Annotated in this window: 8 protein-coding genes; 6 read left to right on the forward strand and 2 right to left on the reverse strand. The window is 66.1% G+C overall.

The annotated features are described in order from the left end of the window. A complete protein-coding gene (locus SPO_RS02855; RefSeq protein WP_044027862.1) occupies nt 1–675 on the forward strand; it encodes a TetR/AcrR family transcriptional regulator in 675 nt (224 codons plus the stop codon). Continuing rightward, on the forward strand, nt 672–1,976 hold the full coding sequence (locus SPO_RS02860) for an NAD(P)/FAD-dependent oxidoreductase (RefSeq protein ID WP_011046323.1): 1,305 nt from the start codon (nt 672–674) through the stop codon (nt 1,974–1,976). Before SPO_RS02855 ends, SPO_RS02860 begins: the two co-directional genes overlap by 4 nt. Before the next feature lie 221 nt (nt 1,977–2,197). Here SPO_RS02860 and SPO_RS02865 read toward each other — a convergent pair whose 3' ends face one another. Next, entirely contained in the window at nt 2,198–5,611 is a 3,414-nt protein-coding gene (locus SPO_RS02865; protein ID WP_011046324.1) for an indolepyruvate ferredoxin oxidoreductase family protein, read from the reverse strand. Nucleotides 5,612–5,761: 150 nt separating this feature from the next. On the opposite strand from SPO_RS02865, the gene SPO_RS02870 reads away from it, so the two are divergent. From SPO_RS02870 to SPO_RS22100, 4 genes are all read left to right on the forward strand, one after another. Next, nucleotides 5,762–6,220, forward strand: a complete 459-nt coding sequence (locus tag SPO_RS02870) for an Lrp/AsnC family transcriptional regulator (protein ID WP_011046325.1) — start codon at nt 5,762–5,764, stop codon at nt 6,218–6,220. A gap of 238 nt (nt 6,221–6,458) precedes the next feature. Then, the gene (locus tag SPO_RS02875; protein ID WP_044027864.1) at nt 6,459–8,738 is read left to right on the forward strand and encodes a FecR domain-containing protein; all 2,280 of its coding nucleotides are present in this window, start codon (nt 6,459–6,461) and stop codon (nt 8,736–8,738) included. A gap of 48 nt (nt 8,739–8,786) precedes the next feature. Then, a complete protein-coding gene (locus tag SPO_RS02880; protein WP_158454155.1) occupies nt 8,787–13,643 on the forward strand; it encodes a PKD domain-containing protein in 4,857 nt (1,618 codons plus the stop codon). 82 nt (nt 13,644–13,725) lie between these two features. Then, entirely contained in the window at nt 13,726–15,441 is a 1,716-nt protein-coding gene (locus SPO_RS22100; RefSeq protein ID WP_011046328.1) for an adenylate/guanylate cyclase domain-containing protein, read from the forward strand. 102 nt (nt 15,442–15,543) lie between these two features. Here the strand turns inward: SPO_RS22100 and SPO_RS02890 are convergent, their stop codons facing one another. Beyond that, on the reverse strand, nt 15,544–15,939 hold the full coding sequence (locus tag SPO_RS02890; RefSeq protein ID WP_011046329.1) for a DUF3307 domain-containing protein: 396 nt from the start codon (nt 15,937–15,939) through the stop codon (nt 15,544–15,546). Nucleotides 15,940–16,018: the final 79 nt, after the last annotated feature.

The raw sequence follows: 16,018 nt of genomic DNA on the forward strand, positions 1-16,018 counted from the left end.
ATGGGCAGCAAACCGATCCTGCATCGCGACGATCCCAGCGCCGAGCCGCTGGTGGGCAATATCAAGGTGACCCGCGACGACTGGCTGAACGTGGCGATGGATGTCCTGGTGTCCGACGGGGTCGAACAGGTCAAGGTGATGAATCTGGCCGAGCGGATGGCTGTGTCGCGCTCCTCGTTCTACTGGTATTTCAAGTCGCGCCAGGACCTGCTGGACGCGCTGCTGGCGAAATGGCAGGCGACCAACACCGCCGGCCTGATCGCCCAGACCGAATTGCCAGCCCAGACCATCACCGGGGCTGTCTGCAACCTGTTTCACTGTGTGGTCGATCCGGCGCTGTTTGACACCGCGTTGGATTTTGCGGTGCGCGACTGGGCGCGCCGCTCGGGCAAGGTGCGCCGGTTGCTGGATCTGTCTGACAGTCGGCGGCTCGAGGCGCTGACCGCCATGTTCCTGCGCTATGACTACAGCCAGATCGAGGCCGAGACCCGCGCCCGCGTCCTTTATTACATGCAGATCGGCTATGACCTGGCGCAGATGAACGAGCCGATCGACCAGCGGCTGTCCTTTGTGCGGCACTATCTGTTTGTCTTTACCGGCGTGCAGGCCCGTGACGAAGAGGTCGCCGCCTTCAGTGCATTCGCTCGCGGTTTCTGGGAGGGACGACGACCATGAACAGCCCCGACGCAATCATCATCGGCACAGGCGTGATCGGCGCTGCGATCGCATTCGAGATGGCCAAGGCAGGCTGGAAGACCTTGTCGCTGGATCGCAATGCGCAGGTTGGTCACGGCTCGACAGCCGGTTCCTGTGCCATCATCCGCATGCATTATTCCACCTTCGAGGGCACGGCCCTTGCCTGGGAGGGGTACCACTATTGGCGCGATTGGGCCGACTATCTGGGTCTGCCCGAGGGGGCAGATCTGGCCCGTTTCCGCCAGACCGGCTGCCTGGTGATGAAGACCGTGGCCAATGATCAGATGGTCAAGCATATCCGCTGTTCGGCCGAACTGGGCATCCCGTTCGAGGAATGGAGCGCCGAAGAGGTTCTGGCGCGGCTGCCGATCTATGCGCTCGACAGCTATGCGCCTGCCCGGCGGCTTGAGGATCCGGAATTCGGCAAACCCAACGGGGGGCGGATGGGTGGCGCGGTGTTCTGGCCCAATGGCGGCTATGTCACCGACCCGGCGCTGAGCGCGCAGAACCTGATGGACGCCGCGCGCCTGCATGGCGCGGCCCTGCGCAACCGTGCCGAGGTGGTGGAGATTCTGCAGGCGGGGGGACGGGTGGCCGGGGTAAGGCTGGCCAGCGGCGAGGAGATTCACGCCCCGGTCGTGATCAACGTGGCGGGGCCGGGCTCGGCCATCGTCAACCGTATGGCGGGGGTGACCGGCGACATGACCATCCAGACCCGCCCGCTGCGGCAAGAGGTGGTGCATGTCCCCGCGCCCGAAGGGTTCGATTTCGAGACGCAGGGCACCATCGTCTCGGACAGCGATATCGCCTGCTATTGTCGGCCGGAACAGGGCAATCACATCCTGATCGGGTCAGAGGACCCCGCTTGTGATCCGCACCAGTGGTGCAAGGATGATCTGGATTTTGACCGCAACTTCACCGATCAGTGGACCACCCAGGCGATGCGCTATGCCCAGCGGGTGCCCAGCCTGGGCATCCCCTCGCGGATGCGCGGCGTGGTGGATCTCTACGATGCCTCGACCGACTGGATCCCGATCTATGACAGGTCGTCTTTGCCCGGGTTCTACATGGCCTGCGGCACCAGCGGCAACCAGTACAAGAATGCCCCGATCGCGGGCAAGATGATGGCCGCGCTGGTGCGCTATTGCGAAGAGGGCGGCGATCACGATACCGCCCCGCTCGAGTTCGAACTGCCCTATATCGGGCGCCGGATCGACGTCGGCTTTTACTCGCGCAAACGGCCGGTCAACCAGGAAAGCAGCTTCTCAGTTCTGGGATAGCGCTGCCAGACGGCGCGCCTGCGGCGCAAGACGATGTCTCGTCGTCGTTCCTCCTCCTCCGCGCGTGGGGAGAGGTGATGATCCTGCGATGGTTCGGTGGGGATGAGAGGGCAGATGCCTCCGGCGGGAGTATTTCGGACCAGAAAGAAGCGGGAACGGTGCTGCTTCTTTCTGGTTTCAAATACTCATTGCGACTGTGTGGCTAGCGCAGGGGCGTTGAGTCAGCCCCTGTCCAGGCGGCTGGCGATCTCAGCCCTTATCCGCCCGGCGGCCTCGGCCCGCACCGGGCCATAGCCGCGAATTTCGCCCGTCAGGGTCAGGACGGATTGCCAGTCGGCCTCGTTTGTTGCGGTGCAGTCCTGTTGCATCCGGTCGAGCAGGGCGAGATACCAGGCCAGCGTTTCGCGATGCAGGCGGGCCTCGGAATGGTAGCCGAACGGGTTGAGCGCGGTGCCGCGCAGCGGTTTGGCGCGGGCAAGCAGGCTGAGGACAGGGCGCAGCCATGGACCGAAGCCCCGTTTCACGGGCCGTCCGCGCGCGTCCTTGCGATGCGCCAGCAGGGGTGGGGCGAGGTGGTAGGTGAGTTTGACGTCACCCTCGAACTGGGCTTGCAGGTCCTGCTGGAAGTGGTCTGCGGTCATCAGCCGGGCGACTTCGTATTCGTCCTTGCTCGCCATGAAGCGGAAGAGGTTGCGCGCGGCCTCGGCAATCAGCGCCTCTGAGGCCTCCGGCAGGGCCTGGCGCAATGCGGCGATGCGGTTGGTGAACCGCGTGGCATAGGCGGCATTCTGGTAGTCGGTCAGGAACGCTGCCCGGCGAGCGAGCATCTGGTCGAGGGTTTCCTCTGCCTCCGGGGAGGCGCTTTCGACATCGAGCCGCGCGGGATCGGCGGCAAGCGCCCGACCCGCTGCAAAGGCGAGGCGGTTCTTTTCCACTGCCACGCCATTGAGCAGGATCGCCTGTGCCAGCGCGCTGCGGCTGACCGGCACCAGCCCCTGCTGCCAGGCATAGCCCAGCATCATCACATTGGCGAAGACCGCGTCACCCAGCAGCTGTTCGGCGGTCTGGTTGGCGTCGAAACCGCTGACATTTTCTGTCCCGACCACAGCGCGGATCGCCGCCTCGCGCGTGTCGATCTTCAACTGTGCGTCGCGATGCAGCACCAGATCGCCGGTCGGCATCTCGGCCCGGTTCAGCACCACCTTTGTGCCGTTGCGATAGTGGGCGGAGGCCTTGGGCGCGGAGCTCACCACCATGTCACAGCCGATCACCGCATCCGCGCCGCCGGTGTCGATGCGCACCTGATGCAGAGTGTCGGGCTTGGCGCCGAGGCGAATGTAGCTGAGAACAGTGCCGAATTTCTGCGCGAAGCCAGTGAAATCCAGGACCGAAGCGCCCAGCCCCTCGAGATGGGCGGCCATGGTGATCAGCGCGCCCACGGTGACGACGCCAGTGCCGCCGACCCCGGTGACCAGCAGGTCAAAGGGATCGGACAGCGCGGGCAGGGTGGGTTCGGGCAGGCCGCTCTCCAACTGGTCCAGCTCCAGTGTGATCGTGCGCTTGCGCCGGGTCGCGCCCTCGACGGTGACGAAGCTGGGGCAGAACCCGTTCAGGCAGGAGAAATCCTTGTTGCACGAACTCAGGTTGATCTTGCGCTTGCGCCCGAGCGGGGTCTCGCGCGGCTCGACGCTGAGGCAGTTGGAGGCGACCGAACAGTCGCCGCAGCCCTCGCAGACCAGATCGTTGATCCAGGCAAAGCGCTTGGGGTCCTCGATCTTGCCGCGCTTGCGGCGGCGGCGCTTTTCGGTGGCGCAGGTCTGTTCATAGATCAGGACGGTGACGCCCTTGATCTCGCGCAGTTCCTTTTGCACCACCATCAGCTCGGCCCGGTCGTGGAACGTGGTGCCAGCGGGGAAATCGGCGCGCGCGAATTTTTCGATGTCGTCCGAGATCAGCGCGATGCGTTGAACCCCTTCGGCGCGGCAGGTCTGGGCGATACCCGAGACGCTGACCGGCCCGTCGACCGGCTGGCCGCCGGTCATCGCCACCGCGTCGTTATAGAGGATCTTGTAGGTGATATTGGTGCCTGCGGCGACCGCCTGACGGATGGCGAGAGAGCCCGAGTGGTACCAGGTGCCTTCGCCCAGGTTCTGGAAGATATGTTTGCCGCCGTTGAACTTGCTGGCCACCACATGCGGCACGCCCTCGCCGCCCATCTGGGCATATCCGTCGGTGTCGCGGTTCATCCAGCTGGCCATGACATGACAGCCGATGCCGCTGTTGGCGCGCGAGCCTTCGGGCACCTTGGTCGAGGTGTTGTGCGGGCAGCCCGAGCAGAAATAGGGGGTGCGGGTGGCGCCCGGCACCGCGATCACGGGGGGTGGCGTTTCGGTCAACGCGCGGGCGCGGGCGGGCAGGTTTTCGTCGGGAAAGAACGCATCCAGGCGTGCGGCCACCACGGGGGCCAGCATCAGCGGACTCAACTCTCCGGTCCATGGGATCAGCGGCTCGCCCTGTTCGTCGTATTTGCCGACCATCCGGTGCGGTTTGTCACCGGGCCAGTCATAGAAATACTCCTTGAACTGGCTTTCGATGATGCCGCGTTTTTCCTCGACCACCAGCACCTCTTGTTTGCCGCGCACAAAACGCAGGGCGTTGCGGCGGGCCAGCGGCCAGACGATGCCGACCTTGTAGATGTCGATGCCAAGCGCGCGGCACTTGGCCTCGTCCAGACCCAAGAGGCGCAGCGCCTCCATCAGGTCGAGATGCCCCTTGCCGGTGGTGACGAAACCAAACCGGGCGTTGGGCAGGTCATAGATGCGCCGGTCGATCGGGTTTTCCTCGGCAAAGGCGCGCACGGCGCGCAGCTTGGCCTGAATGCGGGTCTCGATCTCGGGGCTGGGCAGATCGGCGCGGCGCACATGCAGGCCGCCGGCGGGCAGGTCGATCTGGGGCAGGGTGAACTGGCGGTCCGGGCGCAGCTCGACCGAGCGGCCGCTTTCCACCGTTTCGCTGATCGCCTTGAACCCGACCCAGGTGCCCGAGAAGCGCGACAGCGCCAGGCCGTATTCGCCGTATTCAAGGTATTCCTCGACCGAGGCGGGGTTCAGCGTCGGCATGAACCAGGCCATGAAGGCCACGTCCGACTGGTGCGGCATCGAGCTGGAGACACAGCCATGGTCGTCGCCCGCCACCACCAGCACGCCGCCCTTGGGCGCGCTGCCATAGGCGTTGCCGTGTTTCAGCGCATCGCCCGAGCGATCCACCCCGGGGCCCTTGCCGTACCACATCGAGAATATGCCCTCGTGCTGGCAATCGGGGTCCAGCACCGCCTGTTGCGCGCCCAGCACCGCGGTGGCGCCCAGATCCTCGTTTACCGCGGGCATGAAGGTGATGCGGTCCTGCTCCAGCCGTGTCTTGGCGCGCCACATCTCCAGATCCAGCCCGCCCAGCGGCGAGCCGCGATAACCCGAGACGAAGCCTGCGGTGTTCAACCCGGCGGCACGGTCGCGGCGGGCCTGATCCATCATGATCCGCACCAGCGCCTGGGTGCCGGTCAGGAACACGCGGCCGGTGGTCTGGTTGTAGCGGTCCTCCAGCGCATAGCTGCGCAGGGCGGGGGCGGGGTGGGTCATCTGGGCTTCCTGATCGCGGTGGCTGAAGGTGTTGCGCGAAAGGATAATCCGGGTTGAGTGGAAATCGGTGCCAGAAACTCCGGGTTTGCCGGGGTCTACCGGATGAATTATTCATCAAGGGACAATGATGTGAAAGAACAGACCGAATCCATGCAATTAGATGACCGTGACCGCCGAATCCTGACCCTGCTTCAGCAGGACAGCCGTATCTCGAATGCCGATCTGGCCGAGGCGGTGGGCATGTCTGCCTCGGCGCTGTGGCGCCGGGTGCGCGCGTTTGAAGAGGCGGGGGTGATCACCCGCTATGGCGCGGTGGTCGATCCGGGGGCGATGGGGCTCGATTTCGAGGCCATCGTGCACGTGCATCTGACCCGTCACGATCCGGACGGGATCGTTGCCTTCATCCGCGCCATCGAGACCGCGCCCGAGGTGCAGGAGTGTTATGCCACCACCGGACAGGCCGATTATCACCTGCGGGTGCTTTGCCCGGATCTGGCGGCCTATAACATCTTTCTGGAACGCTTCCTGTTTCGCCTGCCAGCGGTGGCCAGCGCTCAGACCAACGTTGTCTTGCGGACGATCAAACGCAACCGCCCGGTCACGATCTGAACGCCGGGTGTTTCCGGTGCGAGAACAGATTTGGGAAATATTCAAAATTGGAGTATGATTAACCTGTTTTAGAACCTGAACCCGGCCAGATCATTGATTTTTCTTGAGGGGTACCTGGCCCGGGCGCGACTATAGTTAATTATGTCGTCTGTACGACACCCGTTGGGGGGCGGAGGCTGTCATGGTGAAGGCCCGATTATTTTTGTGTGTCCGCTCGGTATGTACCGCGGCGCTGCTCATGACCACATCACTTGCTGCTCCGGCGCTGGCCGAGACCGATCCTCTCGATGCGCCGATGCAGGAGATTACACTGGGTCCGGATGACACCATCCGCGGTATCGTCGGCCAGTACCTGCGCGATCCCGATCTGTGGCCCGCGATCCTTGCACTCAACAACATCGCCTCGCCCGCCGCGCTGCAACCGGGAACCGTCTTGCGGCTGCCGGTGCAGCAGGTCTTTGCCGCCGATGCGGCGCTGGTCTCGTCGCTAAGCGCGATCCAGAAGGCCAATGCCGAGGGCGCACGCATCTTTGCGCCCACCCAGATCGGCGAGGCGATCCGCAACCGCGACGAGGCGGTGCAGAAACGCGAGGTCGGCGATTGGCGGCAGGTGGTGGGCTTTGCCGGGGTGGCCACCGATATCGCGCATGAAGCGCTGGAACTGTCGCTGACCCAGCGCGACCGCTCGGCAGAGGCCGTGGTCTCGGACGTGCAAGGCGATGTCGAGGGGCGCGCGCCGGTCGAACCCAGCTGGTCGGACCGTCAGCTGAACGACATTCTGGTCGAGTTCGAACGGGTGCGGACGCTGTCGGCCAGCACCACCCAGATCACCTTTCGCGATCTCAGCCGGTTGCGGCTGAACCCAAATTCCAACGCCACCATCCAGCGGATGCGCTCGGACCCGCTGACGGGCGGCGAGGTGACCAAGGTCAGCCTTGCCGAGGGCGACTTCTATGCGCTGCTCAACCAGTTGTCGGAAAAGACCACCTTTGAGATCGAGGTGCCGGGGATCGAGACCACCACAAATTCGGCCGATTTCTGGATCAAGAACGACACGACCGGTGCGCGCTTTGTGAATTACGACCAGCCCGGGCTGGAGATCGAGGAAAACGGTCGCAAGATCGACGTCGGCCAGGGCGAGGGCGTGGTAATCACCGGGGCGGGCGCGCAGCGGGTCACCGTGCTCAACAGCCCGCGGCTGAGCGCGCCGGCACTGGGCGAGATCCTCTATACCCGCACCGCCGATCTGGCCTGGGATATGTTCGAGGGCGCCGAGGCCTATTGGCTTGAGGTTGCCGCCGATCCCGGCTTCAACCAGATGCAGGTGTCCGAATGGGGTATCCGCGACACCGGGCTGCAGGTCGAACTGCCGCCAGCGCGCTATCACTGGCGGGTGGCCGCGCTTGACCGGCTGGGCCTGCCCGGCGCCTGGAGCACGGCACAGGAATTCACCATCCGGCTGGATGACACGCCGCCCTTCCTGACGGTGCTGTCTCCGGCACCGGATACCATCGTGACCACGCCCGAGATCGAGGTTCTGGGCGCCACCGAACTGGACGCGGCGCTGATCCTGAACGGGGTGGCGCTGGAGCAGGGTGCGGATGGCAGTTTTGTCACCCGGGTGGCGCTGGTGCCGGGACGCAACATGATCAGCGTGCTGGCCACCGATCCCGCCGGCAACAACAGCCGCCGCGATCAGGCGGTGATCTATCGCCCGGCGGCGGCGATCGAGATTTCCCTGTCTCAGGGCATGCCGCGCGTCGACGAGGCGCTGGCGACGCGCTCGGCGCAGCTTTCCGTCACCGCCAACAGCACCGCCGAACCGGGCGCGCCTGTCGTGGTGCGCAACGCCGCCGGGGCCATTGCCTTGCGGGCCGAGGTGGCCCCGGGCGGCGCGATCAGCTTTACCGTGCCGGTCGATGCCGCGCCACGCAGCTACCGGATCGAGGTGCTGGCACCTGATGGTTCGGTCGAGGGTGCGCTGGAGTTTCAGGCGCTGCGCGATGAACTAGCACCCGAGCTGACGCTGGACCTGCCGCCGCCGCGCGCCACCGCCGAGACGGCGCTGGCCCTGTCGGGGTTGGCCGAGGATGCGGTAAGGCTGGAGTTGAACGGCTCAGACCTGCCGCTGGTCGAAGGCCGGTTCGACCTGTCGGTCACCCTGTCGCCGGGCGTCAACACCTTTGACCTGGTGGCAACCGATGCGGTCGGCAACGTGACCGCGAAACGGCTGGAAACCCTGCTGGACATCGACCCTCCCGAGATTGCCTCGGTGGTGCTGAACCGGCCTCAGGGCGATGGCGGTCCGATCGAAATCGAGGCCCTGGCAAGCGACGCCTCGGGCCTGCGCCAGGCAGCACCTTTCCTGATCAGGATCGGGGCCGAGGAGGTCGAGGGCTTCCTGCGGTGCGACAGCACTAATGGCATCTGCCGGGTCTCGCTGCCGCCGCAGGACGGCGCGCTCGAACTGGTGGAACTGATGATCGAGGATTACGCGGGCAACGCTGCGTTTGAATGAGTGAACAGCCGGTTTGGGGGCGCCGGATCGGCTATGGAGGAACGGAATATGGCTTTGGCACGGAACTGGACAGCGGCGACGCTGGCTGTGGCCTTGTTGGCAATCGGCTCCGGAACCGGCGCGCAGACCGTCGCGGACGAGGGTCTGTTGGTGGTCTATGGTCCGCAGGCGCCCAGCCGCGAAGGGGATACCGACCGTCGCGAACAGGTGTTCTTTTCGGTGCCCGCCTCTCTTGCAGAGCGGGTCTATGTGCGCGTCTTCGACCCGGAAACCGGCGGTGAGGGCGATTTCACCTATGGCGGGTCGGCCGATTCCGAAACCACGTTCCGCCTGTTCGGGGGGGATGGCGCCTATAGCGATGCCGATCGGCCCGAGCCGGTGGCGGACGGCGCCCGCGAACCGCGCCTGATCCCCTATGACCCGGTCACCCAGCCCGGTAAGATGATCCGCGAACAGGTCTGGGGGCATGATCTTGCGACCGACGGGCGCTGGGTCTCGCTGGCCGCCGTGCGGGCGCGTCAGGGCGAGATCGTGGGCGATCGCGCCTATTTCCGTATCGACGTGCAGGGCAGCCGTGGCAATGACGGCAACGGCTATTCGCTGGGTGTCAGCCTTGCGCGCGACCGCGACCGGGCACCCGAGGGGCTGGAGATGTTCTCTTATCAGCCCACCGTGCGCTGGTCGGCGGGCAAGCCCGCGACCCGGGTGGATTTCACCAGGACCGCGCCCGGCCCGCTGACGGTGCAGAGCTTTGACGGGGCCAATGGTGAACTGGCGCTGATCACCGATTACCGTGATCTGGGCCTGCGCATCTCGGGGCAGGATTTCTGGACCTCGGATGAGGTCGCCACCGACGAAACCAATCTGGCGATCAGCCTGCTGGGCGGGTTCGAGACCCCCAATGACGTGACGCTTGCGGTGTTCGACGCCGAGGGCAATCCGGTGCCCCTGAGCATGCCGCCTTATCGCGCGGTCGTGCCGCCGCGTCCGGTGGCACGGGGCACCGGCCAGCCGCTGGCCGATTGCCGCTCGGTCGCATTTGATGCCAGCGGTTCGACCGGGCGTACCCCGCTTTCCTATTTGTGGGAGTTCGACGACGGCGCCCGCTCCACCGATCCGGTGGTGGCGCATCGCTATTCCGAGCCGGGGCGCTATACCGCGCGGCTCAGCCTGCTGGAACCGGGCAGCCGTCCGGGGCGCGGTGATCGGATCGAGGTTCCGGTGCATGTGCGCAACGCCCCTGCCGCGGTGGCGGGCAGCGATATCGTGGTGGCACCGGGCCAGGTGGTCGACTTCGACGGCTCCGCCTCGCAACCCTCGGACAGCCCGATCACCGGGTATCGCTGGACCTTTGGCGATGGCGGTGCGGCTCAGGGCCCGCGCGCCCAGCATGTCTATGACCAGCCGGGCCAGTATCGCGCCGTGCTGCGGGTCCAGGACGATGCGGTGCATCCCTGTAACTTCGGCACTGCCGTGCGCCGGGTCGTGGTGAACTTTGCCCCCGTGGCCGAGGCAGGCACCGATCAGAGCGCGATTGTCGGCCAGGCGGTGACCCTGTCGGGCGCGGCCAGCTACGATGTGGACGGCGCGATCCTCGATTACCGCTGGAGCATGGGCGACGGCACCGTGCTGAGCGGCGAGACGGTGACCCACCGCTATGAACAGTCGGGCAGCTATCAGGTGCTGCTGACCGTCACCGATGACAGTGGCGTGGTGAACAAGATCGCCACCGATGGTGCCCGGATCGAGGTGAACGCCCCGCCCGAGCCGCGGTTCACCATCCCCGATCGGCCTGTCTCGGTATCCGAGGTGGCGGTACTCGACGCCTCGGCCTCGACCGATGCGGATGGGCAGATCCTCAGCTATATCTGGGACTTCGGCGATGGCGCCATGGGCGAGGGGCCGGTGGCCAGCTATGCCTGGACCCGGGCCGGGGAATTCTCGGTCACCCTGACGGTCGAGGATGACAGCGCCACCGCCTCGGCGCTGCAATCCATCACCCGGATCGTGCGGGTCGATGCCGCGCCGGTGGCGGATGCGGGTCCCGACCAATACGTGACCGCGACCGAGGTCCGCTTTGACGGCGGCGGTTCGGTCGATCCCGACGGCCGGGTCACCGACTGGCAGTGGGATTTCGGCGATGGCGCCACGGCCAGCGGCCAGAGCGTCACCCATGCCTATCTGCGCCCCGGTCGTTACGAGGTGGCGCTGATCGTGCGTGACGACAGCGGCGCGCCACTCAACACCCATCGCGACACCATGTGGCTGACGATCAACACAGCGCCCATCGCTGATGCCGGCCCGCCGCAGGTGGTGGCCCCGGGTGAGGAGTTCCTGCTCTCGGGTGGCGCCTCGGTCGATCCCGATGGCGCGATCTCGGACTATCTGTGGACCTTCCCGGACGGGCAGGTGAAACAGGGCCAGCGCGTCAGCCATGTGCTGGACGAGCCCGGGTTGCACCGCATCCGCCTGACTGTGGCCGACAATTTCGCCGGAGGCGCCGCCGAGGACGAGGCCGAGGTGCTGATCACCGTCAACGCGGCGCCGGTGGCCGTGGCCGGGCGCGACCTGCTGATCGCGCCGGGCGATACGGTGGTGTTCGATGCCGGGCAGAGCTTTGACCCGGACGGGCGGCTCACCTCCTATCGCTGGGAGTTCGAGGATCTGGGCGCCCCGCTTGAGGCGCAGCGGGTCGAGCGCGCCTTCGACGCGCCCGGGGTCTGGAGCGCACAACTGGTCGTTGCCGATGACAGTGGCGTGCTGAACGCCACCGCCGCCGATGATGTGACCATCCGCGTCAACCACCCGCCGGTGGCCGAAGCCGGGGCGCCGGTGATCACCGATCAGTTGCATGTCACCTTTGATGGCTCCGGCTCCAAGGATGGCGATGGCGATCCGTTGATCCACCGCTGGGATTTCGGCGACGGCTCGCCCCCGGTCTATGGCGAGACGGTCACCCATGTGTTCCCGCGCGCCGGTATTTTTCCGGTCACGCTGAGGGTGGATGACGGCACCGGCCTGTCCAATGCGCGCGCCATCGACGCCACGGCCGTGACCATCCAGGCGCGGCCGATGGCCGATGCCGGTGGCAATCGCGATGTCTGCTCGGGCGAACCGATCCTGTTCGACGCTTCTGCCAGTGCCGATCCCGATGGCGGGCTGCTGGCCTATGAATGGGATTTCGGCGACGGATCCGGCTCGGACCTGATCAATCCGACCAAGACCTATGAGTTGCCCGGCGTCTATCCGGTGACGCTCAAGGTGCGCAACGGCACCGGCACCGAACATGGCACCGCCGTCGACCGGATCGCCGCGCTGGTGCGCGAGGGGCCGATCGCCGACGCGGGCCCCGACATGACGGTCTGTTCCAATGCGCAGGTGCGGTTCGACGGCTCGGGATCGAGCGATGCGGATGGCGCGGTCAATGCCTTTACCTGGACCTTTGGCGATGGCGGCAGCGGCAGCGGTGCGACGCCGCAGCATATCTTCCGCACGCCGGGCACCTATTCGGTGACCCTGACCATCACCGGTGACGCGCGTGGTGCGTGCAGCCCGCTCGACACCGATGTCAGCCAGGTGACGGTGATCGCCGCGCCCGAGCTGAAGGTGCTGGGCCAGGGTCGTGCCGCTGCCGGGATTCCGGCCAGCTTCTCGGCCGGGCTGGATCAGCTGGGCGGGGCCTCGCCCGAGGGCTTCAGCTGGTCGATCTCGGATGGCACCACCTATGAGGGGCGCGACATCGAACATGTCTTTGCCGAGCCGGGCGATTATCTGGTGACGCTGCGCAGCCGGCTGAGCGGCGGTACCGAGGCCTGCAGCGAGCTGGAGGTGCAGCGCCGCATCATCGTCAACGCCGCGCCCGAACCGGTGATCGATGCCCCCTTGCGGGTCTCGGTTGGTCAGTCGGTGCGTTTTGACGCGGGCGGATCCTCGGACAGCGATGGGGCGATTGCCCGCTTTGCCTGGGCGTTCGGCGATGGCGCCGGTGCCGAGGGCGTGCAGGCAGTACACCGCTACGAGACGCCGGGCAGCTACGAGGTGAGCCTGACCGTCACCGATGATGCCGGCGTCGCCAACAGCCAGATCACCCGCCGTCAGCAGATCGAGGTTGCGCCCTCACCCGTCGCGGGCCTGACCGCGCGCGGCGCGGTCTGTCCCGGCGTGAGCCTGCCCTGGGCGGTCAGCCCCGGGGGGGAGACGGCGGTTGGCTGGGCCTTTGGTGACGGCACCGTCGCCGAGGGGGCCGAGACCCGGCACGGGTTCGACCGGCCCGGCCTGATGCCGGTGCGGGTCGAGCTGGATGATGGTCGCGACTTGCCGGGCAGCCGTCGCGCCGAAGAGATCTATGTCCGCGTGAACGCCCAACCCACCGCGCTGGCCGGGCCTGACCGGGTGGTCTGCCCGGGCGAGGTGGTGGTGTTCGATGCCGGTGGCTCGGGCGATGTGGACGGCGACCTGACCAGCTGGCGCTGGACCTTCTCGGACGGGGTCACGCTGGAGGGCGCACGCGTCGAGCGGGTGTTTGACGCCGCCGCCGATCTGACGGTGCAGCTGAGCGTGCAGGATGACAGCGGCGCCGAGGGCTGCGACATCGGCACCGACAGCGCCCGTATCCTGGTCAACGGCACGCCGCAGGTCGATGCCGGTCCGGATCTGACCGTGCCGGTGGGCGGCGCCCATGACGTGGTGCGCTTTGATGCCGGGGCGGCCAGCGATCCCGATGGCCATGGACTGCGGCTCAGCTGGTCCTTTGGCGACGGGACCGAGGCGACGGGTGCAGTGGTGCGTCACCGCTTCGCCAATCCCGGCAGCTACACCGTGACCCTGCGCGCACAGGACAGCACCGGGCTGGTCTGCGGCATCGGGCGCGATACCGCGACCGTGACCGCGGTTGCACGCGACTAAGACTTCCCCGTCCGCGGCGCTGGCCGTGGGCGGGGTGCGGATTTCCCGCGACGGTTAACAGGTTTTGCATTACGTTCCGGTCATGAGATTCCCACTTCGCCTGAAGTTTTTCGTTTTTGCCGTCCTGCTTGCCATGGGCCCGCTGGCGCTGGTCGGTCAGAACCTGACCCAACTCACCCGGGACGAATTGAAAAGCGCTGCCAACGAGGATCTCACCACGGTCGCGGCCGAATTGCGCGCAACCTTCGACAATACCTTTCAGGGCCGCTGGCTGACCCCGCTGACGGTGATCCGCAACGGGGTCGACAGTGCCGATCTGGGCGTGCCGCAGAAGATTTCGCTGCTGACGCTGGGCCTTCAGGAACTCAGCCAGGTGGTGGCGCTGCAACTCTCGATCGAAGGCTCGGATCTGCCGATCATCGTGACCAACGAGGGGTTTGCCACCCGGCTGAGCGAGGCCGGGCTGAACCCGGTCGAGGCGCTGGCCACCTCGTCCGAGTTGATCAAGGCAATCGCCGGCACCGGGCAATATGGCCGCCCGGTGATCACCCGGCTGGAGGAGACCGGCGATTGGCTGGCGACGCTGGCGCTGCCGCTGGAAACGCGCATCGCCGGGCGACAGGTGACCATGGCGGCCCGGATCGACCTGGGATTGCTGGGTGAGACGGTGCGCCGGCATCCCTTTGCCCAGCGGGGTGAGATCACCGTGGTCGATCAGGCCGGCCGCCGGGTGCTGACCGGAACGCCCGAGCTGCTGGACAAGCGGCGCATCGTGGCCTCGACCCTGCCGCTGATCGTGGCGGGGGCGCGGGCGGACGCACTGGAACCCTATGTGCGCCCCGACGGCACCGCGATGCTGGGGGCCTATGCCTTTCCCGACTGGTTTCCCTGGGCGGTGATCACCGAGTTGAGCGAGGACAACGCCTATGCAGTGGTCAACGCGATCACCCGCCAGATCCTGACCGTTGGCTTGGTGGGCTTTGCGGTCGCCGCCGCGGCGGCGCTGCTGTTCGCGCGGCAGCTGACCCGGCCCATCCTTATGATCGGTCAGGTGGCCCAGCGGGTGGGGGAGGGCGATTTCTCGGCCCGGGTCGAGGATGTCCGCGCGCGCGACGAGATCGGCGATCTTGCCGCCCGGTTCAACCGGATGATCGCGCATCTGGGCGAACGGGTGGAGCTGATGAAATTCGTCTCGCACAGCACCATGTCCGCGATCCAGAGCGCCGAGCGCACCGGTATGGCGCGCGGCGGGCAGCGGCGCCGGGTCTCGGTGATCTTCACCGATATTCGCGGCTATACCGAGTTTTCGGAACGGGTGCCGCCGGAAACGGTGATCGAGGTGCTCAACAGCTATTTCGACGCCCAGACCGATATCGTGGAACACTACAAGGGCGATGTGGACAAGTTCGTCGGTGACGCGCTGGTGGCGGTCTTCGAGGGGGACGGGATGGAGGCGCGGGCGGTGGCCTGCGCGGTCGGGATCACCGAGGCGATGGCGCGGCTGCTGGAGGAGAATCCCGAACACGGGCTGCATGTGGGTATCGGCGTCGCCTCGGGCGAGGTGGTGATGGGGGCGATGGGCGCGCGCGACCGGATGGATTTCACCGTGCTGGGCTCGACCGTGAACCTGTCGGCACGGCTCTGTTCCAAGGCCGCCGCAGATCAGGTGTTGATCGACCGAGAGACGCGTGATGCGGCGGTTCTGGAGGATATCGTCTATGAACCGCTCGAGCCCATCGCGCTCAAGGGCTATGCGGCGCCGGTGCCCGCCTTTGCCGCTCTCCGCAAGGCAGGCTAGGCGCTGATCCGTCGGAAATCAGGGATTTCCGACCCGGAAAATCGCAGATTTTCCGTCCCGTTTTCCGTGCCGGAAAACGGCTCCCCCTCTCGCTGAACCGGTCTAGTGCGCGAATTCGACCCAGGCCCAGGCCATCGCCAGATAGGTCAGTTGATGCAGGAACTGGTCGAACCCCATCGCATGCCAGTATTTCGCCTGATTGGGTTGCAGCGCCTTGCGGTCCGAATAGCTGGCCTTGCCGTAATCGATGTTGAAATGCACCACCCATTCCACAACTGCGATCACCAGGGCAAAAACGACCGGCGCCCCGACCACCAGAAACAGCAGAACCGAGCCCACCGCATGCACACCGGCATGCTGGGCGCGGCCCAGATGCCAATACTGGCAACGCCCGGACAGCATCCGGGGTGTCTGCAGAAAGAAATCCGCAAACATGTGCTTGATCTGGAAGAGGCCAAGCACCAGCAGCAAAGAGCCTATCGTTACAGGCAAGAACACTCCTCCATCCGCGTTCCCGACCTCACCTTAGCGCAGGAAGTGGGACCTGCAAAAGGAACTCGTTCACACAGAAAGCCGA

The organism is Ruegeria pomeroyi DSS-3, assembly GCF_000011965.2.
Taxonomy (GTDB): domain Bacteria; phylum Pseudomonadota; class Alphaproteobacteria; order Rhodobacterales; family Rhodobacteraceae; genus Ruegeria_B; species Ruegeria_B pomeroyi.

Coding starts and splice junctions, on each gene's coding strand:
- SPO_RS02870 (WP_011046325.1), top strand. CDS start 5,762: ATGCAATTAGATGACCGTGACCGCCGAATCCTGACCCTGCTTCAGCAG.
- SPO_RS22100 (WP_011046328.1), top strand. CDS start 13,726: ATGAGATTCCCACTTCGCCTGAAGTTTTTCGTTTTTGCCGTCCTGCTT.
- SPO_RS02865 (WP_011046324.1), bottom strand. CDS start 5,611: ATGACCCACCCCGCCCCCGCCCTGCGCAGCTATGCGCTGGAGGACCGC.
- SPO_RS02855 (WP_044027862.1), top strand. CDS start 1: ATGGGCAGCAAACCGATCCTGCATCGCGACGATCCCAGCGCCGAGCCG.
- SPO_RS02880 (WP_158454155.1), top strand. CDS start 8,787: ATGGCTTTGGCACGGAACTGGACAGCGGCGACGCTGGCTGTGGCCTTG.
- SPO_RS02860 (WP_011046323.1), top strand. CDS start 672: ATGAACAGCCCCGACGCAATCATCATCGGCACAGGCGTGATCGGCGCT.
- SPO_RS02875 (WP_044027864.1), top strand. CDS start 6,459: ATGACCACATCACTTGCTGCTCCGGCGCTGGCCGAGACCGATCCTCTC.